19 protein-coding genes and 1 riboswitch are annotated in these 22,316 nt (G+C 56.9%); of the genes, 10 read left to right on the plus strand and 9 right to left on the minus strand.

Annotated features, from left to right (window positions below):
- Positions 1 to 225: 225 nt before the first annotated feature.
- Positions 226 to 768 (minus strand): oligoribonuclease, encoded by a 543-nt coding sequence (gene orn, locus VSX58_RS21175; RefSeq protein WP_327619813.1) that lies wholly within the window; start codon positions 766 to 768, stop codon positions 226 to 228.
- A gap of 164 nt (positions 769 to 932) precedes the next feature.
- Between orn and rsgA the strand changes: the two genes are divergently transcribed.
- From rsgA to mscM, 3 genes are all read left to right on the plus strand, one after another.
- Positions 933 to 1,979, plus strand: a complete 1,047-nt coding sequence (gene rsgA / locus VSX58_RS21180; protein WP_327612302.1) for a small ribosomal subunit biogenesis GTPase RsgA — start codon at positions 933 to 935, stop codon at positions 1,977 to 1,979.
- 227 nt (positions 1,980 to 2,206) lie between these two features.
- Complete coding sequence (asd, locus tag VSX58_RS21185; RefSeq protein ID WP_327619814.1) at positions 2,207 to 3,175, plus strand: archaetidylserine decarboxylase; 969 nt, start codon at positions 2,207 to 2,209, stop codon at positions 3,173 to 3,175.
- 56 nt (positions 3,176 to 3,231) lie between these two features.
- Positions 3,232 to 6,558, plus strand: a complete 3,327-nt coding sequence (gene mscM / locus VSX58_RS21190; protein WP_327619815.1) for a miniconductance mechanosensitive channel MscM — start codon at positions 3,232 to 3,234, stop codon at positions 6,556 to 6,558.
- A 46-nt stretch (positions 6,559 to 6,604) separates the two neighbouring features.
- On the opposite strand, the gene epmA is transcribed toward mscM, so the two are convergent.
- The gene (gene epmA, locus VSX58_RS21195) at positions 6,605 to 7,582 is read right to left on the minus strand and encodes an elongation factor P--(R)-beta-lysine ligase (protein ID WP_327619816.1); all 978 of its coding nucleotides are present in this window, start codon (positions 7,580 to 7,582) and stop codon (positions 6,605 to 6,607) included.
- A gap of 536 nt (positions 7,583 to 8,118) precedes the next feature.
- Here epmA and frdA point away from each other — a divergent pair.
- Genes frdA through frdD form a run of 4 tightly spaced genes read left to right on the plus strand, consistent with a single transcriptional unit; the run spans position 8,119 to position 11,425 of the window.
- Positions 8,119 to 9,915, plus strand: a complete 1,797-nt coding sequence (gene frdA / locus VSX58_RS21200; RefSeq protein WP_327619817.1) for a fumarate reductase (quinol) flavoprotein subunit — start codon at positions 8,119 to 8,121, stop codon at positions 9,913 to 9,915.
- The gene (locus tag VSX58_RS21205) at positions 9,908 to 10,645 is read left to right on the plus strand and encodes a succinate dehydrogenase/fumarate reductase iron-sulfur subunit (RefSeq protein WP_327619818.1); all 738 of its coding nucleotides are present in this window, start codon (positions 9,908 to 9,910) and stop codon (positions 10,643 to 10,645) included. The genes frdA and VSX58_RS21205 overlap by 8 nt, the downstream gene beginning before the upstream one ends.
- A 13-nt stretch (positions 10,646 to 10,658) precedes the next feature.
- Positions 10,659 to 11,054 carry a fumarate reductase subunit FrdC gene (gene frdC, locus VSX58_RS21210; protein WP_327619819.1) on the plus strand — a complete coding sequence of 132 codons (396 nt, stop codon included), beginning with the start codon at positions 10,659 to 10,661 and terminating at the stop codon, positions 11,052 to 11,054.
- Positions 11,055 to 11,068: 14 nt separating this feature from the next.
- Positions 11,069 to 11,425, plus strand: a complete 357-nt coding sequence (frdD, locus tag VSX58_RS21215) for a fumarate reductase subunit FrdD (protein WP_327612309.1) — start codon at positions 11,069 to 11,071, stop codon at positions 11,423 to 11,425.
- 174 nt (positions 11,426 to 11,599) lie between these two features.
- Here the strand turns inward: frdD and VSX58_RS21220 are convergent, their stop codons facing one another.
- From VSX58_RS21220 to efp, 3 genes are all read right to left on the minus strand, one after another.
- Entirely contained in the window at positions 11,600 to 11,953 is a 354-nt protein-coding gene (locus VSX58_RS21220) for a DMT family protein (protein WP_327612310.1), read from the minus strand.
- Positions 11,954 to 12,040: 87 nt separating this feature from the next.
- Positions 12,041 to 12,172: an entericidin A/B family lipoprotein gene (locus VSX58_RS21225; protein WP_327619820.1), complete on the minus strand. Its 132-nt coding sequence runs from the start codon at positions 12,170 to 12,172 to the stop codon at positions 12,041 to 12,043.
- A gap of 533 nt (positions 12,173 to 12,705) precedes the next feature.
- Entirely contained in the window at positions 12,706 to 13,272 is a 567-nt protein-coding gene (gene efp, locus VSX58_RS21230) for an elongation factor P (protein WP_327612312.1), read from the minus strand.
- A gap of 41 nt (positions 13,273 to 13,313) precedes the next feature.
- On the opposite strand from efp, the gene epmB reads away from it, so the two are divergent.
- On the plus strand, positions 13,314 to 14,345 hold the full coding sequence (gene epmB, locus VSX58_RS21235) for an EF-P beta-lysylation protein EpmB (RefSeq protein ID WP_327619821.1): 1,032 nt from the start codon (positions 13,314 to 13,316) through the stop codon (positions 14,343 to 14,345).
- Positions 14,346 to 14,406: 61 nt separating this feature from the next.
- On the opposite strand, the gene VSX58_RS21240 is transcribed toward epmB, so the two are convergent.
- Positions 14,407 to 14,757 (minus strand): DUF4156 domain-containing protein, encoded by a 351-nt coding sequence (locus tag VSX58_RS21240; protein WP_327619831.1) that lies wholly within the window; start codon positions 14,755 to 14,757, stop codon positions 14,407 to 14,409.
- Positions 14,758 to 15,193: 436 nt separating this feature from the next.
- On the opposite strand from VSX58_RS21240, the gene VSX58_RS21245 reads away from it, so the two are divergent.
- Entirely contained in the window at positions 15,194 to 16,624 is a 1,431-nt protein-coding gene (locus VSX58_RS21245) for a capsule assembly Wzi family protein (RefSeq protein WP_327619822.1), read from the plus strand.
- 176 nt (positions 16,625 to 16,800) lie between these two features.
- On the opposite strand, the gene pgi is transcribed toward VSX58_RS21245, so the two are convergent.
- Positions 16,801 to 18,450: a glucose-6-phosphate isomerase gene (gene pgi / locus VSX58_RS21250; protein WP_327619823.1), complete on the minus strand. Its 1,650-nt coding sequence runs from the start codon at positions 18,448 to 18,450 to the stop codon at positions 16,801 to 16,803.
- Positions 18,451 to 18,750: 300 nt separating this feature from the next.
- Positions 18,751 to 18,943: riboswitch (Lysine riboswitch) on the plus strand.
- 118 nt (positions 18,944 to 19,061) lie between these two features.
- Here pgi and lysC point away from each other — a divergent pair.
- Positions 19,062 to 20,420, plus strand: a complete 1,359-nt coding sequence (gene lysC / locus VSX58_RS21255; protein ID WP_327619824.1) for a lysine-sensitive aspartokinase 3 — start codon at positions 19,062 to 19,064, stop codon at positions 20,418 to 20,420.
- 43 nt (positions 20,421 to 20,463) lie between these two features.
- Here the strand turns inward: lysC and rhaR are convergent, their stop codons facing one another.
- Both rhaR and rhaS read right to left on the minus strand, forming a co-directional pair.
- Positions 20,464 to 21,330, minus strand: a complete 867-nt coding sequence (gene rhaR, locus VSX58_RS21260) for an HTH-type transcriptional activator RhaR (protein ID WP_327619825.1) — start codon at positions 21,328 to 21,330, stop codon at positions 20,464 to 20,466.
- 88 nt (positions 21,331 to 21,418) lie between these two features.
- Complete coding sequence (gene rhaS / locus VSX58_RS21265) at positions 21,419 to 22,255, minus strand: HTH-type transcriptional activator RhaS (RefSeq protein ID WP_327619832.1); 837 nt, start codon at positions 22,253 to 22,255, stop codon at positions 21,419 to 21,421.
- Positions 22,256 to 22,316 lie beyond the last annotated feature (61 nt).

Raw genomic sequence — 22,316 nt, forward strand, 5'->3', positions numbered from 1 at the left:
TACCAACTGAGCTATTCCCGCCCGGGATAACGACCGAAATCAGATAAGAAATTCTGTATCGGTACGGGGTGCGCATTATACGAGAAATCCTCCCGACCGCAAGCCCCTGAAAATGAAAAAATGTCTGACTGCCGATAAAAAGAGCAACACGGCGGTAAAACGCGCATTTCTTCCCATAATGCGGCGCCGGTTTCCCTTCCGGTTGCCGCTCTCGGCCCGCCAGGTCTACAGCCGAATAAAATGCTCGCGGTAATAGGCCAATTCCGCCAGCGATTCGCGAATGTCATCCATCGCCTGATGCGAGCCCTGCTTTTTAAAGCCGGCCAAAATTTCAGGCTTCCAGCGGCGCGCCAGCTCTTTCAGCGTACTGACGTCCAGATAGCGGTAATGGAAATAGGCCTCCAGCTCCGGCATATAGCGGAATAAAAAGCGGCGATCCTGGCCGATGCTGTTGCCGCAGATGGGCGACTTGCCCGCCGGCACCCATTTTTTCAAGAACGCCAGGGTTTCCAGCTCCGCCGCGCGCTCGTCAATCTTGCTGGCTTTCACCCGGTCGATCAGGCCGCTGGCGCCGTGGGTGCGCACATTCCAATCGTCCATCAGCGACAGTTGGCTATCCGGCTGGTGAACCGCCAGAACCGGCCCTTCGGCCAATACATTTAAATTGGCGTCGGTTACGAGCGTCGCTATTTCAATAATACGGTCCCGCTCAGGATCCAATCCCGTCATTTCAAGATCGATCCAGATTAGGTTATTTTCATCTACCATCGTGGGTATCCCTGTTTAGTATTGGGCGGCTGTCTGACTGTCGACGCCGATCGGGCGTCAACCCGAATGCCCGCCGGCGGGCATCGGTTAATTAAAATCAAATAGCGTGTATTATAGTCGCTCCGGTCGCCATGGGCGATGATCATAGGGTTAAGTGAGGCTCAGTGAGCAAAAAGAAACTGTCGAAAGGTCAACAGCGTCGGGTTAGCGCCAACCATCAGCGCCGTCTCAAGCATGCGGATAATAAGGTCGAGTGGGATGACAGCCAGCTGGGAGAAGCCCAGGAAGGCATTATCATCAGCAGATTCGGCATGCATGCGGATGTGGAATCCGCCGGCGGCGTTCTGCATCGCTGCAATATCCGCCGCACCATTAAATCTTTGGTGACCGGCGACCGCGTTGTCTGGCGCGCGGGAAATGAAGCGCTGGCGGGCATCAGCGGCATCGTCGAAGCCGTTCACCCGCGCCGCTCCGTGCTGACCCGCCCCGACTTTTACGACGGTGTAAAGCCGATCGCCGCCAATATCGATCGGATCGTTATCGTTTCGGCCATTCTTCCTGAACTCTCGCTTAATATTATCGATCGCTATCTGGTGGCCTGCGAAACGCTGGAGGTCGAACCGCTGATCGTGCTCAACAAGATCGATCTGCTGGACGAAGAGGCGCGCCGGTTCGTTGACGGCCTGATGGATATCTACCGCGCGCTCAACTATCCGGTGATTATGGTCTCCAGCCATACGCAGCAGGGTATCGCCGAGCTGGAGCAGGCGCTGACCGGGCGCATCAGCATCTTCGCCGGGCAGTCGGGAGTGGGCAAATCCAGCCTGCTCAATGCCCTGCTGGCGCTGGGAGAGGAGATCCTGGTCAACGAAGTGTCCGATAATTCGGGGCTGGGGCAGCATACCACCACCGCGGCCCGGCTTTATCATTTCCCGCACGGCGGGGACGTCATCGATTCGCCGGGCGTGCGCGAGTTCGGCCTCTGGCACCTGGAGCCGGAGCAGGTTACCCGCGGCTTTGTCGAATTTCGTGAATATATGGGCGGCTGCAAATTCAGGGACTGCCGTCATGACAACGATCCGGGCTGCGCCATCCGCGCGGCGGTCGAGCGCGGCGATATCGCCGAAGAGCGTTTTGATAACTATCACCGCATTCTGGAAAGCATGGCGCAGGTAAAAACGCGTAAAACCTTTTCCGATACGGATAACTGACATTTATCTTATCCATCGCTACAATGCGCACCCTTAATTACGGCGTGTCGCCGCGCCTAATGCCGATCGTCTAAGTATCGAGATACCCGTGGCGGCCAGCGGGGTGAGGCCGTTCCGACGGGAACCTCCCCGGCGTTTCCCCTAAAAATGGGCTTAAGTGAATGGCATTAGGTGGCCGCTCCGGCGTTTTTTATTCAATGGCGTATCACAAATCCAAGAGGCTCACTGTGCTGGATAATATAAAAATCAAACTACAGTATTGGCTTCCCAAAATCTGGCTGACCCGCTTGGCCGGCTGGGGAGCCGATAAGGCGGCGGGTAGGCTCACCAGGCTGGCGATCGATCTGTTCGTGCGCTATTACAAGGTCAATATGCAGGAAGCGCGGCAGCCTGACAGCGCCGCCTACCGAACGTTTAACGAATTTTTTGCCCGTCCGCTGCGGCCGGAAGCGCGCCCGATCGACCCGCACGCGCACCGGCTGGTGCAGCCCGCCGACGGCGTATTGTCGCAGTTCGGCGCCATTGCCGACGGCAAACTGATTCAGGCCAAAAACCACCTCTACTCCCTGGAAGCGCTGCTGGCGGGCAACTACGTCATGGCCGACCTATTCCGCGATGGGTTGTTCGCCACCACCTATTTATCGCCGCGCGATTATCACCGCGTTCATATGCCGTGCGACGGCGTGCTGCGGGAAATGATTTATGTCCCCGGCGATTTGTTCTCCGTGAATTTGCTGACGGCGGCGAACGTGCCGAATCTTTTCGCCCGCAACGAGCGCGTGATCTGTCTGTTCGACACCGAATTCGGCCCGCTGGCGCAAATTCTGGTGGGGGCGACCATCGTCGGCAGTATCGAAACCGTTTGGGCGGGAATCGTCACGCCGCCGCGGGAAGGCATTATTAAACGCTGGACCTACCCGCACGCCGGGGAAGAGGGTGCCGTCGAGCTGGCGAAAGGCCAGGAGATGGGGCGCTTTAGGCTGGGATCGACGGTGATCAACCTGTTCTCGCCGGATCGGGTGCAGTTTGCCGCCAACCTCAGCTGCCTCGGCGTTACCCGCATGGGCGAACCGTTCGCCGAGTCTCTGCGCGGGGAACAGGCGCCGCAGGAAAGCGCGTATGACGCGGCATCCGGGCACACGCCGCCGGCGGAGACGCATAGCGCCGATGCCGACAGGACGGATAAGCGGGGATAATCTCGCGCGCCGTCGTTCACTCCCGTTTATTATTGCAAGTTAAAGGTAGGCCAAGGGTGCGTCTGATTGCGATTTTTCTGCTGGGATGTTTGTTATCAACCGCTTCGTTGGCCGCTTCGTTGCCTACCGAGGCACAGTTACGCCAACAGTTACAGCTAGCGGAAGCGAACAAAGGCGCCGCCGATCAGGCTGCGATTGTCGAAGAGCTCAGGCTCGCCCTGAATGCGCTGCAGGAACGCAATGAATCGCGCGAGCGCGCGGCGCAGTACCAGCGCGTTATCGATGATTTTCCCAAACTTATTCAGGATCTGCGGCGTCAGATAACCGCGGAAGACGATAAGCCGTCGGCGATAGCGGAAAGCCTCTCCGTCAACGATCTTGAACAGCAAACCCTGCAAACCAGCAGCCAGCTGCTGGAGCAGTCCCGTCAGCTCCAGCAAGAGCAGGATCGCCTGCGAGAGATCGGCGATTCGCTGGGGCAGTTGCCCCAGCAGCAAACCGAAGCCAGCCGGTCGCTCAGCGATATCGAACGCCGCATCCAGCTACTGGGTACGCCGCCGTCCCCGCTGGCTCAAGCCCAGCTCTCCGCCCTACAGGCCGAAGCGGCGCTGCGTAAAAGCCGGGTTGACGAGCTGGAGCTGGCGCAATTGTCCGCCAGCAGCCGCCAGGAGTTATCGCGCCTGCGCGCCGATCTTTATAAAAAACGCCACGATAATCTGGACATCCACCTGCAGAATCTGCGCAGCAGAATTAATAGCCTGCGGCAAAAAGAGGCCGAACAGGCGCTGGAAAAAACCGAATTGCTGGCGGAGCAGAGCGGCGACCTGCCCGCCGTCATCGGCGAGCAGTTGAAAATCAACCGCGAACTGTCCGTCTCCCTCAACCAGCAGGCGCAGCGCATGGATCTGATCGCGTCTCAGCAGCGCCAGGCCACGACGCAGACCCTGCAGGTTCGCCAGGCGCTGAGCACCATTCGCGAGCAGTCCCAGTGGCTCGGCGTGTCGCCGGTATTGGGAGAAACGCTGCGCGCCCAGATCGCCCGGCTGCCGGAAATGCCCAAACCGCAGATGCTGGACAGCGATATGGCGCAGCTGCGCGTACAGCGTCTGCACTTTGAGGATTTGATTAATAAGCCTCACGAGCTCGATAAAATCAAACAGGACGACGGCTCGCCGCTCACCGGCACGCAGCAGCGCATCCTCGCCGATCAGTTGCGCACCCAGCGCAACCTGCTGACCTCGCTGATTTCCGGTTGCGATACGCAGATTCTGGAGTTGACCAAGCTCAAGGTCGCCAACGGTCAGTTGGTCGACGCGCTGAACGAAACCCGCGAGGCGGCGCACCGCTATCTTTTCTGGGTCGCCGACGTCGATCCCATCACCTTCTCCTACCCGCTGAAGCTGGTGCAGGATCTCACCCGCCTGCTGTCGCTGGATACCCTGACCCAGCTCGGCAGCGCCATGGTGATGATGGTCACCAGCCGTGAAACCGTGATCCCCCTGCTGGGGGCGCTGCTGCTGGTCGGATTCAGCGTCAGCTCCCGCCGTCATTACCATGCCTTTTTGGAGCGGGCCGGCAGCCGGGTGGGTAAAGTGACCCTCGACCACTTTACCCTGACGCTGCGCACCGTTTTCTGGTCGATTCTGACGGCGCTGCCGCTGCCGGTGCTGTGGGCCGCCTGGGGCTATGGGCTGCAAAACGCCTGGCCCTACCCGATGGCGGTGGCGATCGGCGACAGCGTCACCGCCACCGTGCCATTAATGTGGGTGGTGATGATCAGCGCGTCCTTCTCTCATCCTCAGGGGCTGTTCATCGCCCATTTCCGCTGGTCGCCGGACCGAGTGGCCCGCGCCATGCGTTACTATCGGTTGTCGATCGCCTTCATCGTGCCGTTAATCATGGCGCTGATCACCTTTGATAAACTGAACGACCGCGAATTCTCCAGCACGCTGGGACGCCTGTGCTTTATCTTGCTTTGCTTGGCGCTGAGCCTAGTCACCACCGGCCTGAAACGGGCGGGCATTCCCCTCTACCTGGATAAAGAGGGCTCGGGGGAAAATCCGGTCAATCGGGCGATGTGGAATTTGCTGATCTGCGTGCCGCTGGCCGCCGCGCTGGCGTCCTGCATCGGCTATCTGACCACCGCTCAGGCGCTGCTGGCGCGGCTGGAAACCTCGGTTTCCATCTGGTTTTTCCTGCTGGTGATTTACTACATTATTCGCCGCTGGATGCTGATTCAGCGCCGGCGCATCGCTTTCGATCGCGCCAAACACCGGCGTTCCGAAATTCTGGCGCAGCGCGCCCGCGGCGAAGAGGACGCGCCGTCTCCGGCGTATCATGAAGGCGCTTCGGAAGCGGTCGAGGAGCCGGTGGTGGATCTGGACGCCATCAGCGCCAAGTCGCTGCAGCTGGTGCGCTCTATTCTGACGCTGATCGCCCTGGTTTCGGTGATCGTGCTCTGGTCCGAGATCCATTCCGCGTTCGCTTTTATGGAAAATATCAGCCTGTGGGATGTGACCAGTACGGTACAGGGCGTTGAGAGCATCCAGTCGATTACGCTGGGCTCAGTGCTGATCGCGGTGCTTATTTTCGTTATTACCGCGCAGCTGGTGCGCAACCTGCCCGCGCTGCTTGAGCTGGCGCTGCTGCAGCATTTGGAGCTGTCGCCGGGCAGCGGGTATGCCATCACCACCGTCAGCAAATATATTCTGATGCTGATTGGCTGCATGATGGGGTTCTCGCTCATCGGCATTGAGTGGTCCAAACTGCAGTGGCTGGTCGCCGCGCTGGGCGTCGGGCTGGGCTTCGGCCTGCAGGAGATTTTCGCCAACTTTATTTCCGGGCTGATCATTCTGTTTGAAAAACCGATACGTATCGGCGATACCGTGACTATCCGCGATCTGACCGGCAGCATCATGCGCATCAACACCCGGGCGACCACCATCTCGGACTGGGACCGCAAAGAGATCATCGTGCCGAACAAAGCCTTTATCACCGAGCAGTTTATTAACTGGTCCCTGTCCGATTCGGTGACGCGCGTGGTATTGACCATACCGGCGCCCGCCGACGCCGACAGCAAAGAGGTCACCGACCTGCTCATGGACGCGGTCAGCCGCTGTTCGCTGATTCTGGATAACCCGCCGCCGGAAGTCTTTCTGGTCGATTTACAGCAGGGGATTCAGATTTTCGAACTGCGCATCTTCGCGGCCGAAATGGGGCACCGCATGCCGTTGCGCCACGAACTTCACCAGCTGATTCTGGAAAATTACCGCAAGCGCCATCTGGTCATGCCGTTCCCGCCGTTCCAGGTGCGGATGGAGCATGTATCGCGCAAGGGAAAGACAATGTCTTCGGGAAATAGCCGCGCCACGGGCGGCGTATAACGGCGCGCGCATGCGCATCCCGCTCCTCGTACCGCAGCGCCTGCCGTCAGGAGCGTTCGACGGAGAAAGCGATGACGTCGCTCAGCTTCTCGGCGCCCAGCGCCAGCATAATCAGGCGATCGACCCCCAGCGCCACCCCCGAGCACTCGGGCAGTCCATGTTGTAACGCGGCCAGCAAATTTTCATCAATCGGCTGCTGAGTCAGCCCCAGCGCGGCGCGCTTGCGGTTGTCCTGCTCAAAGCGCCGGCGTTGCTCGTCGCAGTCGGTGAGCTCGCGAAACCCGTTCGCCAGTTCGATGCCTTTGAAATAGACCTCGAAACGTTCGGCGACCCGATTATCCTCGGTACTGATTTCAGCCAGCGAAGCCTGGGTCGCTGGAAAATGATACACAAACGTCGGTTTTTCGCCGCCGATGTTCGGCTCAACGCCGAAGGTGAACAGCATTTGCACCAGGGCGTCGCGATCCTCTTCGCGGCAGGCGATGTCGCCCAGCCCCAGTTTTTCCGCCGCTTCACGCAGCTGGGCCTTATCGGCGCAGAGCGGATCGAGCTCCAGATGACGCAAAAAAGCCTGCTGATAGGAGAGCAGCTCGGCGCTTTCACACTCCAGCACCTGCTGCAACAAGTCATCCACCTCGTTCATCAGACGGTACATATCATAGTGCGGGCGATACCACTCCAGCATGGTGAACTCCGGGTTATGATACCTGCCGGACTCTTCGTTGCGGAAACTGCGGCATAGCTGAAAGATGGGGCCGCTGCCGTCGGCAAGCAGACGTTTCATATGGTATTCCGGGCTGGTCATCAGATACAGCGTCATGCCCTCCGAGGCGCCCGGCCCGACAAAACGGGTCTGAAACGGACACATATAGACATCCGTCACCGTGGAGCGACTCATCGCCGGCGTTTCAACCTCCAGTATCCCACGATCGGTGAAAAAACGCCGGATAGCGGAGACTATCGACGCGCGCTTTAACAAAGTAGCGACAGAGGCGCTGGGTTGCCAACTTGTCGTTTCGCTCATGGTTATTACTCCAAAGTCAAACAGGTGGAGCAGTCTACCCGTATCAGCGCGGGCAGACAAAAAATTTACTTGCGGTAAATTTTCAACCACGCTTGCGGCGGCATGGATGCCCGCCATACAAAAACGTCGGGAACGTTTTTAAACGTCGCTTGCGGCGGCCCGTAGGGTGGCGGACATGGATGCCCGCCATAATTTATCTTCAGTGGAAGATGTTCTTCTATCTCGAATAAAAGAGTTATTAAAGAAATAAAAGCATTATTTCCTGGGAAATAAGCCGTTCGATCACGTTTTTATAAGTTATTCCAGTACACCCTGAAAAAAACACAAAATGCTGGATCACATCAAATTTCATTTGAATCTAGTTCGCTATAATCATTTCCACACAAAAAATAGAGATTTATCTATTCTTCATATGTCCATAAAACATTTTTATGCGCCTTAATGCGCTAACAATTAAGCAGATATATAAAGACTGAGATGAATAATAATAATTTTATTATTTTAACTTAATAAACTTAAATAACTGGAGGAATGCGGTGCAAACCTTTAATGCCGATGTGGCCATTATCGGGGCCGGGGGCGCTGGCTTACGAGCGGCAATTGCTGCCGCCGAAGCAAATCCCCAACTGAAAATTGCGCTGATCTCAAAAGTCTACCCCATGCGTAGCCATACCGTGGCGGCAGAGGGCGGATCGGCAGCGGTCACTCAGGAGCACGATAGCTTTGATTATCATTTCAACGACACCGTATCCGGTGGCGACTGGCTGTGTGAACAAGATGTCGTCGACAACTTCGTCCACCACTGTCCCGAAGAGATGATCCAGCTGGAACAGTGGGGCTGCCCATGGAGCCGTAAACCGGATGGTTCTGTCAACGTTCGCCGTTTCGGCGGAATGAAAATAGAACGTACCTGGTTTGCCGCGGATAAAACCGGCTTCCATATGCTGCACACCCTGTTTCAGACTTCCCTCAAATACCCGCAAATCCAACGTTTTGATGAGCATTTCGTTCTGGATGTTCTGGTTGACGACGGCCAGGCTCGCGGCGTCGTCGCCATCAACATGATGGAAGGATCGCTGGTGCAAATCCGGTCGAATGCGGTGGTTATCGCCACGGGCGGCGCCGGCCGGGTGTATCGCTACAACACCAACGGCGGTATCGTCACCGGCGACGGCATGGGGATGGCGTTCCGCCACGGCGTGCCGCTGCGTGATATGGAGTTCGTACAGTATCACCCCACCGGTCTGCCGGGTTCCGGCATCCTGATGACCGAAGGCTGCCGCGGCGAAGGCGGCATTATGGTCAATAAGGACGGCTACCGTTATCTGCAGGATTACGGCATGGGCCCGGAAACGCCGTTGGGCGAGCCGAAAAACAAATATATGGAGCTGGGACCGCGCGACAAGGTTTCTCAGGCTTTCTGGCATGAATGGCGCGCCGGCCGCACCATCTCCACCCCTCTGGGCGACGTGGTCTATCTCGATCTGCGCCACCTCGGCGAGAAAAAGCTGAAGGAACGCCTGCCGTTTATCTGCGAACTGGCGAAAGCCTATGTCGACGTCGATCCGGTTAAGGAGCCGATCCCCATTCGCCCCACCGCGCACTACACCATGGGCGGCATCGAAACCAATCAAACCTGCGAAACCCGCATCAAAGGTCTGTTCGCCGTCGGCGAATGTTCATCCGTCGGCCTGCATGGCGCCAACCGTCTGGGCTCGAACTCGCTGGCCGAGCTGGTGGTCTTCGGGCGCATCGCGGGCGAACACGCGGTGCAGCGCTCTCAGGAAGCGGCGCCGGCCAACGGCAGCGCGCTGGACGCGCAAACCCGCGACGTCGAGCAGAGCCTGCATAACCTGATGAAACAGGAAGGCAACGAAAACTGGTCGAAAATCCGTGACGAAATGGGCATGACGATGGAAGAAGGCTGCGGTATCTATCGCACCACGGATCTGATGCAGAAAACCGTTGATAAGCTATCCGAGCTGAAAGAACGCTTCAAGCGGGTGAAAATCACCGACCGCTCCAGCGTATTCAACACCGATCTGCTCTATACCATCGAGTTGGGCCACAGCCTGGACGTAGCGGAATGTATGGCGCACTCGGCCATCAACCGTCGGGAATCCCGCGGCGCGCACCAGCGTCTGGATGAAGGCTGCACCGAGCGCGATGATGTGAATTATCTGAAGCATACGCTGGCTTTTTACAACCCTGAGGGCGCGCCGCGCCTGGATTACAGCGATGTGAAAATCACCAAACTGCCCCCGGCCAAACGCGTTTACGGCGCCGAAGGGGATGCTCAGGATAAAAGCAAGAAGGAGCAGGCGAATGGCTGATGAAATGCAAATCCTGAAAATGGAAGTCATGCGCTATAACCCTGAACAGGACAGCGCGCCGCATTTCGAGACGTATGAAGTTCCCTACAACAAGCAAACGTCTCTACTGGATGCGTTGGGTTATATCAAAGATAACCTGGCTGCCGATCTCTCCTACCGCTGGTCCTGCCGTATGGCGATCTGCGGCTCGTGCGGCATGATGGTGAACAATGTGCCCAAGCTGGCCTGCAAAACCTTCCTGCGCGATTACACCAAAGGCATGAAGGTGGAAGCGCTGGGCAACTTCCCGATTGAACGTGATTTGGTCGTCGATATGACCCACTTCATTGAAAGTCTGGAGGCCATCAAGCCTTACATTATCGGCAACGATCGTAAACCGGCAGACGGCGCCAACAGGCAAACGCCGGCGCAAATGGCGAAATACCACCAGTTTTCGGGCTGCATCAACTGCGGCCTGTGCTATGCCGCCTGTCCGCAGTTTGGGCTAAACCCCGAATTCATCGGCCCCGCCGCCATCACGCTGGCGCACCGCTACAATCTGGATAACCGCGATCGCGGCAAGAAAGAGCGTATGCCGCAGCTTAACGGCAGTAACGGGGTATGGAGCTGTACTTTTGTGGGCTACTGCTCAGAGGTTTGTCCTAAGCATGTCGACCCTGCCGCCGCCATTCAGCAAGGCAAGGTCGAGAGCGCCAAGGACTTCATGATCGCGATGCTGAAACCACAATAAGGGAGGGACAATAATGACATCCAAACGTAAAGCGTATGTCCGCGACATGTCGCCATCCTGGTGGAAAAAGCTGGGCTTCTACCGCTTTTATATGCTGCGCGAAGGCACCGCGGTGCCGGCCGTCTGGTTCAGCATCGTGCTGATGTGCGGCGTATTCTCTCTGAAGAATGGCCCGGAAAGCTGGGCGCACTTTGTCGGTTTTCTACAAAATCCGCTGGTGCTGCTCATCAATATCATCGCCCTGCTGGCCGCCGTGCTGCACACCAAAACCTGGTTCGATCTGGCGCCGAAAGCCGCCATCGTCGTGGTGAAAGACGAAAAAATGGGGCCGGAGCCGATTATTAAAGGGCTTTGGGTGGTTACCATCGTAGTAACGCTGGCCATTCTGGCCATCGCCTTACTATTCTGATCGGGAGAAATAACGTGATTAATCAAATGCCAAAACGTTCCGATGAACCGCCGTTCTGGGGATTATTCGGCGCAGGCGGTATGTGGAGCGCCATTTTTTCTCCGGTTATCGTTCTGCTGGTCGGTATTTTGCTGCCCCTCGGCCTATTTCCGGATGCGCTGAGCTATGAGCGTATTATCGCATTCAGCCAGAGCTTCATCGGCCGCGTATTCCTGCTGCTGATGATTATTCTGCCCGTCTGGTGCGGGTTACACCGGATGCACCACGCCATGCATGACCTGAAAATTCACATTCCCGCCGGGAAATGGGTTTTCTATGGCCTGGCGGCAATTTTGAGCGTCGTCACCATTATTGGCGTCGTCACCCTGTAAATTTATTGCCGTCATGAAATCAACGGTCTGCCGATGCAGACCGTTTTTTTTACGCAACCGAGTAAAAGAAAGCGCTATAGCCAAATAATTCGAGCTGCAGGACAAAAACGCAGACCGGTAATGACAATTGAGCGTCACGACCACGGCCAACGGCGTCGAAGAAACGTTATCGCCTCAGCCCATAATTTTATCGCGGAACATAAAAAATACCGCGCCTAATAAGCACAAACCCGCCCAGATATAATCCGTTCGGAAAGGCTCCTTTAAAATAATCATGGAAAAAGGAATAAATACGCTCAGGCTGATAACTTCCTGCAATATTTTAAGCTGCCCTGCGGAAGCGACCTGATAACCAATCCGATTAGCGGGAACCTGTAATAAATACTCAAATAATGCGATACCCCAGCTGACCAATGCGGCGACCAGCCATGCGCGGCCGCTGAAGTAACGCAAATGACCATACCAGGCGAAGGTCATAAACACATTGCTGAGCGTCAGCATGCCTACGGTGATGACTAACGGCGACATCGTTTTTTCTCCATTTTATCCACCGCCGCATTATGTCGTCGCCCGGAGGGAAACGCTACCGCCGCGTTTCCCTCTGAGGAAAAATGTTTACTGCGCGCTACGCTGTATCGCTTTACCGCCCGCTTCGACATCCTGCCCAATGCCGCGCGTCGTATTACAGCCGACGACGGCGGATAGAATAATTACGGAGAAAATGGCGACCAGACTTTTCTTTAACATTATCAATTCCTTCTTAATTAAAATAATCATATTGACGCTATCCCCTAAATAATTCGGGTTGCAGAACAAAAACGCCAACGGCGTTTTTGAACAGCGCTTGCGCCGGCCCCGGGTCACGCGGCGAGCGGAGGACACATTCGTCGGGAGCGAATTTGCCCGGCCAACGGCTGGCCTGCGGTGAGAGACATCCTGTCTTTCATTAATCCCGATGAGCTTACTCAAGTAAGTGATTCGGGTGACTAAACGCGGCCTGCGCACATGCAACTTGAAGTATGACGGGGATAAAGGGAATATCTCTTTAAGAGTAGCCAATATTGGTCGTTTCGCGAAACTTTTCAGGGCAATACGCAGTGGCTGTCGGAAGGCGAAAAAAAGCCGCCAGAGCGGCTAACACCGTTCACTTAAGCCGGTTTTTAGGGGAAACACCGGGGGAGGTTCCCGTAGGGACGCCTCACCCCGGTGGTCGCCCCGTGTATCTCGATGCTTAAACGATCGGCGTTAGCCAGAGCGGCGGTTTTTTTTCAAAGGCGTCATTATTTAACGCGCGAGACGTATTCGCCGGAGCGGGTGTCGACTTTAATCACTTCGCCGATCTGCACGAACAACGGCACTTTAACCACCGCGCCGGTGCTCAACGTCGCGGGCTTGCCGCCCGTACCGGCGGTATCGCCCTTCAAGCCTGGATCGGTATCGACAATTTCCAGCTCGACAAAGTTTGGCGGCGTTACGGAGATAGGCTGGCCGTTCCACAGCGTTACGATGCACTCGGCCTGATCGAGCAGCCATTTAGCGTTATCGCCGACGGCTTTCTCATCCGCGGCCAGTTGTTCAAACGTTTCATTATTCATGAAGTGCCAGAACTCACCGTCGTTGTACAGGTAAGTCAGGTTCATATCCATGACATCGGCGCCTTCGGCGGAGTCCGTGGATTTAAAGGTTTTTTCAATCAGTTTGCCGGTCAGCAAACGGCGCATTTTCACGCGGGCGAAAGCCTGACCTTTACCCGGCTTAACGAATTCACTTGATTCGACAGCGTAAGGCTCACCTTCGAACATGATTTTAAGACCGGAACGGAAATCGTTGCTAAAATAAGTCGCCATAAAGGCCCTCTATATAAATTGATACTGGTACTAAGCCAAAAATGGCACACATTGTAACCCTAAATATACCTTCCAGAGAAGATTGGTTGCAGCAACTTGCGGACGTAATTACCGATCCCGACGAATTGCTGCGGCTTCTGGCGCTGAATCACCACGCCGAACTCCGGCAGGGACATGACGCCCGCAGACTTTTTCCGCTGCGCGTACCGCGCGCGTTTGCGGCGCGCATGCAAAAGGGGAATGCGCGCGACCCCCTGCTGTTACAGGTGTTAACGGCAAGGGAGGAGTTCGTCGCCGCGCCGGGCTTCACCCACGATCCGTTGGATGAGCAGCATAGCGTGGTGCCGGGATTGCTGCACAAATACCACAACCGCGCGCTGCTGCTGGTTAAAGGCGCCTGCGCGGTAAACTGCCGTTACTGTTTCCGCCGGCATTTCCCTTATCAGGACAACCAGGGCAATAAATCAAACTGGCGTCAGGCGCTGGACTATATACGTCGGCATCCCGAACTGGATGAAATCATTTTCTCCGGGGGAGATCCGCTGATGGCGAAAGACCAGGAGCTTGACTGGCTGATAACCGAGCTGGAAACGATTCCCCACCTGAAGCGTCTGCGTATCCACAGCCGCTTGCCGGTGGTTATTCCGGCGCGCGTCACCGAGGCGCTGTGCCAGCGTCTGTCGCGCACGCCGCTGCAGGTGCTGCTGGTCACGCATATTAACCACGCCCAGGAAATCGATCCTGATTTAACACAAAGTATGGCTCGTTTACGCCATGCGGGCGTCACATTGCTGAACCAAAGCGTGCTGCTGCGCGGCGTTAACGACGACGCGGATACGCTGGCGGAACTCAGCAACGCCCTGTTCGACGCCGGCATCCTTCCCTACTATCTCCACGTATTGGATAGAGTGCAGGGGGCGGCCCATTTTCTGGTGGAGGATGAGGAGGCGCGTACGCTGGTCAAGGCTCTGTTGACCAAGGTGTCCGGCTACCTGGTGCCCCGACTGGCGCGGGAAATCGGCGGCGAAGCCAGCAAAACGCCGTTGGATCTGGAACTGAGGCAGCATCCGTAAGCCCCAAAAAGAGCGACAGGGAAAGATACCCGGCGAAATCTCACCGGGCAGCCATGCTGATTCAGGGTTGCGGGCATTTATAAACGCTGCCGACCATCTTGCTGTCCAGCGGAACAAAACCGGACCAAATTGTTTCACTCGGGCTGCTCACGCCATAAATGGTGTTTCCCCCCATCGCCGCCGCCTTATTGCGTAAATCATTCGCCGCGCCGCGCATTGAGCTGCTATCGCCATGATTGCCGGAGAACCAGTTGGTCTGGCTGCCGCTCACCTGGCCAAGTAATTGACACGCCTCGGACGGCTTCGTGTCGGTAAAGGTAACGGCTTGCCCTGCGGGAGTCAGTTGATTGGTGGTGCTGCATCCTGCCAACAATACGGCAGCAGAAAGACCAAGTAATACGCGGATCCGCATTTTCCCCTCCATAAGGATGAATAATAAATTACCGGGATACTCCAGCGATGCAAAAATCGTCGCCCGTTCCCATAACAATAGATACCACAGACATCTTATACCTGAATAAACAATAAAAAATGCTTCGCGGTCGATGAATGATGAACAAAGAACAAACCGCCGGCGCCGCCCCGTCATCGCTGATGACGCCCTGTCCCGCTCTAGGTTTTATCCGAAAAGAAACGGAACCGGCCTATAACGCACTTATTCTCCCCGCGCCATGTACTATCCTGACAGTTGCTTCTGCACGTTTGCACGTTTTCAGCCATGTCTGCCCGCTGCGATTATTCATCAACGCAAAACTACCCGGTTAAACCGCAAGAGACCCGGCGCCGTGCACACTCCGGCTAGCCCGGAACCAGTAAAGCAATATTGCGCCACAAAGGAAACCAACAATATGCTTACCAAGAAAATTTTATGGACCGTCGGCGGCCTGTTTTTATGCGTGTCCGCAAGCCGGGCCGCCGGCCTAATCGCCCCGGACAATACGCTGCGCAACGACCTGGCATGGCTTTCCGACCGCGGGGTGATTAACGTCAGCCTCTCCACCTGGCCGCTAAGCCAAGAGGAGATAGAATCCGCGCTCAGACAGGCAAAACCCGTCACCGATACCGAAAAAAACGTCATTGGCCGAATTGAGCGACGTATCGGCAATCTGAAATCCAACCTTCGCATTACCGCCCATACCGCCAGCGATAAACCGGGATTGCCCCAGGGTTTCGCCGCCACCCGCGCCAGCGATCACGCGCTTTCGCTCGGCGTCGGCGCCAGCGATGAGTTCTGGGATCTCAACCTGAAAGGCACCGTCGAAGGCGAACAGCGTATCGGCGATCAATCCCGCTGGAATATGGACGGTTCCTACGGCGCGGTGAAAATATTCAACCAGTGGCTCTCATTCGGCAAAGTGCCCCAGTGGTGGGGGCCGGGCTATGACGGCAGCCTGATCCGCTCGGACGCCGCGCGGCCGGTGACCGGTTTTCTCCTGCAACGGGCCGATCAGTCCCCGTTCGCCACCCCGTGGCTCTCCTGGATCGGCCGCTGGCAATACCAGCTTTCCGCCGGCCAGCTCGAGCAATACGATTCGGTGCCGGAGACCAAACTGATTGGCGCCCGCCTGACGCTGATGCCGACCGACTTTTTTGAGCTGGGCGCATCGCGCGTCATGATGTGGGGAGGCGAAGGGCGTCCTCAGTCATGGCGCTCGTTTTGGGACGGCGCGGCGGGAAAAGACAATACCGGAACGGACAATGAACCGGGCAACCAGCTGGCCGGCTTTGATTTCAAACTGAAACTGCAGCCGTTAACGGGTTTACCCGTCGGGCTGTACGGCCAGTTGGTCGGCGAGGACGAAGCGGGGATGCTGCCGTCGCAAAATACCTATCTGCTCGGTGTGGAAGGCCATCCGGAATGGGGAACCTCCACCATCAACTGGTACATCGAAGGCGCGACCACTCGCGCGGATGATTCCCGCTTGAACTATGTCTACGCCCACCATATTTATCGCGGCGGTTACTACCAACAGGGCTATCCATTGGGTCACGCCATGGGGGGAGACGGACGCATGCTGTCCGGCAAGGTGGAGCTGGCGCTGGATGACGGGCAGCGCTGGAGCACCCGCGTAACCTACGCCAGGGTTAATCCGGGCGATCAAAACATCAATCGGGCTTTCCCGCGCTCCGACACGCTCAAAGGGATCGAACTCGGCTGGGGTTATGACTTCCAATCAAAGGTTAAACTGGATACGCGCCTGTGGTACACCGATAGCGATAATAGCGACAGCGATGATGTCGGCGCCGGCCTGGACGTGGAAATTCCCATCAATCTCTAAGCGCTTGCGCCGCGATCGATAAAAAAGGCGGGCGACCTAACGCCGATCGTTTAAGCATCGAGCTACACGAAGCGACAGCGGGGTGAGGCGTCCCTAAGGGAGCCCACCCCGCTGTCTTTGCTAAAAATAGGCTTACGCGACCGGCATTACCGCCCTGTTTCGCTATGGCCGCCGACTTACGCGCGCCACTGTTTGAAACGGTTAATCAAACCGTTGGTCGAGCTATCATGGCTGCTGACCTCTTGCGCATCCTGCAACTCGGGCAAAATACGGTTCGCCAGCTGTTTACCTAGTTCCACGCCCCACTGGTCGAAGGTGAAGATGTTCAGGATGGCGCCCTGGGTAAAGATTTTGTGTTCGTACAGCGCAATCAGCAAACCCAGGCTGTACGGCGTAATTTCACGCAGCAGAATGGAGTTGGTCGGGCGATTGCCTTCGAAGACCTTGAACGGCACGACCTGTTCCACCTCTTGCGCCGTTTTACCCGCGGCGGCGAACTCGGCTTCCACGGTTTCGCGGCTCTTGCCGAACGCCAGCGCTTCCGTCTGGGCGAAGAAGTTGGACAGCAGCTTGCTGTGGTGATCGCTTAGCGGATTGTGGCTGATCGCCGGCGCGATGAAATCGCAGGGAACCAGCTTGGTGCCCTGGTGGATCAACTGATAAAACGCATGTTGGCCGTTGGTTCCCGGTTCGCCCCAGATAATCGGGCCGGTTTGGTAATCAACGGGGTTGCCGTTGCGATCGACGTATTTACCGTTGGACTCCATATTCCCCTGTTGGAAATAGGCGGCGAAACGGTGCATATATTGGTCATACGGCAGGATGGCTTCCGTTTCCGCGCCGAAGAAATTGTTGTACCAGATACCGATCAGCGCCATCAACACGGGCAGGTTTTTCTCCGCCGGCGTACTGGCGAAGTGTTTGTCCATGGCGTGGGCGCCGCTGAGCAACTGTTCGAAGTTTTCGAATCCCAGTGAAAGGATGATGGATAAACCGATCGCCGACCACAGGGAGTAGCGTCCGCCGACCCAGTCCCAGAACTCAAACATGTTGTCGGTATCAATGCCAAAATCGCCGACGGCTTTGGCATTGGTAGAGAGCGCGGCAAAGTGTTTCGCCACATGTTTCTCGTCTTGCGCGCTTTTCAGGAACCAGTCGCGCGCGCTGTGCGCGTTGGTCATGGTTTCCTGGGTGGTAAAGGTCTTGGAAGCCACCAGGAACAGCGTGGTTTCAGGGTTCAGCGGCTTCAGCGTTTCGGCGATATGCGTACCGTCGACGTTGGAGACGAAATGCATATTCAAATGATTTTTATACGGTTTCAGCGCTTCGGTGACCATATAGGGCCCCAAATCGGAACCGCCGATGCCGATATTCACCACATCGGTAATCGCCTTGCCGGTATAGCCTTTCCACTCGCCGCCGATAACGCGTTCGCTGAATTTTTTCATTTTTTCCAGGACGGCGTTCACTTCCGGCATCACATCTTTGCCATCGACCAGAATCGGCGTATTGCTGCGATTGCGCAGCGCGACATGCAACACCGCGCGGTTTTCGGTACGGTTGATTTTCTCGCCGGAGAACATGGATTTAATTGCGCCGGCCAGATCGGTTTCCCGCGCCAGCGCCTGCAGTTTGTCCAGGGTTTCCGCCGTAATGCGGTTTTTGGAGTAATCCAGCAGTAACAAATCGTCAAAAGTGGCGGAAAAATGCGCGAAACGCTGGCTGTCCTGAGCAAACAACGCTTTGATCTGCACATCTTTCATCACATCAAAATGTTGTTGCAACGCTTGCCATGCGGCGGTTTCGCTTGGATTGATATTTTTCATAACTATGCTCTCTCTCCGAGAATGAAATCAAAAATCGCTTGTCCGATTGTATCCCGTAAATCGCCGCTTGAGATCCCTTTTCTTGAGATAGCTAAAGAATTCGCGTCGTCGGACAAAAACGCCAAACGCGTTTTTGCACGGCATTCGCGCCGACCCCGAAGGGGCGATAGGGCGAGCGACGCCGCCGACGCACCGGCCACTTGAAGTATGGCGGGGATAAATGCGCATCCGCGGCGTTTGTTTATTGACAGCGGCGGGAGAACCCGCTATTTGTAACAGCGTACTTGCGCGCCCGGCGCGCAAGCCAGAAGAGGAGCGTCGCCCAGGTAAGATATCGCAGGATCCGCAGTCCGTTAATGATATCCGAGGGGGAGCGATGCCGAGATGAGATGATAGGCGGTATTCACTTCATCGACCGCAGGGGCTGAATCCCCTGGGTTGTCACCCGGTCCGCCCGCAAGGGCGTTCAGCAAGGTGGAGCGCTTCTGGGTGTATCGTAGTTTCGCTTTCTACGCCTGCTCCCTGCTTACCGCTCTTCCCTTGTGCCAAGGCTGATAAATAATCGCTGTTGTGAAAAAATGAGAACAATAGCCCCTGCACGAGGTTTTCACATGTCCGACCAAACAAATCCTATTATCGCCAAATTCGGCGGCACCAGCGTCGCTGATTTCGACGCGATGAATCACAGCGCCGACGTGGTGCTGTCCAACCCTAACGTACGGGTAGTCGTGCTCTCCGCCTCCGCCGGCGTCACCAACCTACTGGTCGCCCTGGCGGAAGGTCAAAGTCAGGAGCAACGCCTTCACCTGCTGGATCAGATCCGCAGAATCCAATACGCCATTATCGATCGGCTGGCGCAGCCCGCGGTGATCCGCGACGAAATCGACCGGATGCTGGAGAACGTCACGACGCTGTCCGAAGCCGCCGCGCTGGCGACCTCCAACGCCTTGACGGACGAACTGGTCAGCCACGGCGAACTGATGTCCACCCTGCTGTTTGTTGAAGTGCTGCGCCAGCGCGACGTGGTCGCCGAATGGTTCGACGTGCGTAAAATCATGCGCACCAACGACCACTTCGGACGCGCGGAACCCGACTGCGCGGCGCTGGGCGAGCTGACGCGCAGCCAGCTGCAGCCCCGCCTGGGTAACGGCCTCATCATCACGCAAGGCTTTATCGGCAGCGAAGCCAAAGGCCGCACCACCACCCTGGGCCGCGGCGGCAGCGATTACACCGCCGCCCTGCTGGGCGAAGCCCTGAATGCCGCCCGTATCGATATCTGGACCGACGTTCCCGGCATCTATACCACCGACCCGCGCGTAGTGCCGGCGGCCAAACGCATCGACCAGATTATGTTTGAAGAAGCCGCCGAGATGGCGACCTTCGGCGCCAAAGTGCTGCACCCGGCGACGCTATTGCCGGCGGTGCGCAGCGATATTCCGGTGTTCGTCGGCTCCAGCAAAGATCCCGCCGCGGGCGGCACGCTGGTGTGCAACAAAACGGAAAACCCGCCGCTGTTCCGCGCGCTGGCGCTGCGCCGTAAACAGACGCTGCTGACGCTGCACAGCCTCAATATGCTGCATGCGCGCGGCTTCCTGGCCGAAGTGTTCTGCATTCTGGCCCGTCATAACATCTCGGTGGATTTGATCACCACGTCCGAAGTGAACGTGGCGCTGACGCTGGATACCACCGGTTCGACCTCCACCGGCGACAGCCTGCTCTCCAGCGCGCTGTTGACCGAGCTCTCCTCGCTGTGCCGGGTGGAAGTTGAAGAAAATCTGTCTCTGGTGGCGTTAATCGGCAATAACCTTGCCCACGCCTGCGGCCTGGGCAAAGAGGTCTTCGGCGTGCTGGAGCCCTTTAATATCCGTCTGATTTGCTACGGCGCCAGCAGCAATAACCTGTGCTTCCTGGTTCCGGGCGGCGATGCGGAGCATGTGGTGCAAACCCTGCACCGCAATTTGTTCGAATAACGCCCCGCGTCGCCGGCAGCGGGCGTACGCCCGCTGTCTCTCCCTATACGGCGCGACGGGAAACCCCTTTCTCTTTTCCGCCGAACCGTTGGCGCCATAACCGCGGCGTCATCCCGGTCTCCCTGGCGAACACCACCGAAAAATAGTTGCTGTCCTCAAAGCCGCAGCATATGGCTATTTCGCTGATTAACATATTGTCGCCGCGCAGCAGATATTTGGCGTGGCAGAGGCGCAGCTGGCGCAGATACTGAGCGACGGTCATACCGGTCTGCTGGCGGAACAGCCGGCGCAACGCCCGTTCCGTCACCCGGTGCCGGTCGCAGAACGCCTGAACATTGAACGGGCTATCGAGGCTATTGCCCAGCTCCGCGATCAGGAGATCGAGCGTTTCCCCGCTCTCCAGGCGATCGGCGCTGACGGGCTGATGGCGATGACGGCATAGCGTGATGGCGAGATTCAGAAACAGGCTTTCCAAAAAGCAGCGCGACAGGGCGTCATCTTTCCGGCTTTCATGCTCTATCTGACCGATTATCTGGCGCGCCTGCGCCATGCCGAGGCTGCTCAGCCGCCAGCGCGGATCGCTCTCCGGCTTACGCTGCAGCAGCTCGCGCCAGTCGACGTTCAGCCGCAGCCGCTCGGGGCAGTAGATAATATTGTGCAACGTCAGGTTGTTGACCGACTCGTAACCGTGGCGATCTTCCGCGCGGATATAAAACAGATCCCCGCAGGTTATGCAATAAGGCCGGTCATTCAGCACGTGCAGGCCGTTGCCGCGCCATACCAGCACCAGTTCGCAAAACTCATGGCTATGCTCGGCGAAAACGTTTTGCGGATAGCGATCCGCCACCGCCACCGGCTGCGAGTCCGATGCGAAGAAGTCCTCTTTTCTCAGAATCAGTTGAGCGGACACGGCGATCACTCACGCAAGGCCAGCGAATGGCAGGAGGCGAGCAGTATTCGCCATTTCGCCGCAAAAATCGGTGATTCGCTTCGCATTCTCAGTGGCGGTCTGCCATCATGCTCAGACGCATCGCCTGCGGCGAGAGGGAAAACTCGCGCTTAAATAAAGTGGAGAAGTGATTGCTATCGCCAAAACCGCACCGGTACGCGATTTCCGTGACATTTTCATCGCTATGGCGCAGCAGATGACGCGCCTTCGTCAGTCTCAGCCTATTGAGGTAACGCTGCGGCGTCAGGCCGGTTTGCTGCTTCAACTGCCGGTGCAGCGTGCGCAACGAGAGGCTGAACTGGCCGGCCAGCTGTTCCCAGCACACCGTTTCGCTATAGTGATCGTCCAGCCAGGCGATAAGGTGATTCAGCCGCCCATTGTCGTCGCGGGCCACCTCGCCGAAACTGCTTTTACTAAGCAGAACCAGCAATTGCATAAACAGAATTTCGCGCTCGGCGATGGCGTGCGTGCCGGCGTCTTTCCCCAGCGCCTCCAGCCGTTCGATAAAGCGTTTAATCTGCTGCAAGATGCTCTGGTTAACCCGCCAGTGGGACGGATAGACCCCATCGCGCTCCTGCGGCAGCAGTTTATCCAGCCCGGCCAGGAAACAGAAGGCGTCCGGCGCCCGATACAATACGTTGGTCAGGCGGAGATTTTCCGTATGTTCAAACAGATGCCGATCATAATCGCGCACAAAACAGATCGAACCGCCGCTCAGCGTATAGGGCTGGCCATTAAAGACGTGCGTTCCCGTCCCCTGTTCGACGATCACGATTTCGTAAAAGTCATGATGATGCTCAGGAAATTCCGGCTGCGGCAGGCGCGGCTCGATCGCCACCGACGCATGGCCTGAAGGGAAAAAGTCAATGCTGCGTAAAACGGTCATCATCACCCCCAAATCACCGTAACTGATGATGGGATAGTAGATAACGATTCTCATCCGTACC

Source organism: Brenneria populi (genome assembly GCF_036016195.1).
GTDB lineage: Bacteria > Pseudomonadota > Gammaproteobacteria > Enterobacterales > Enterobacteriaceae > Brenneria > Brenneria populi.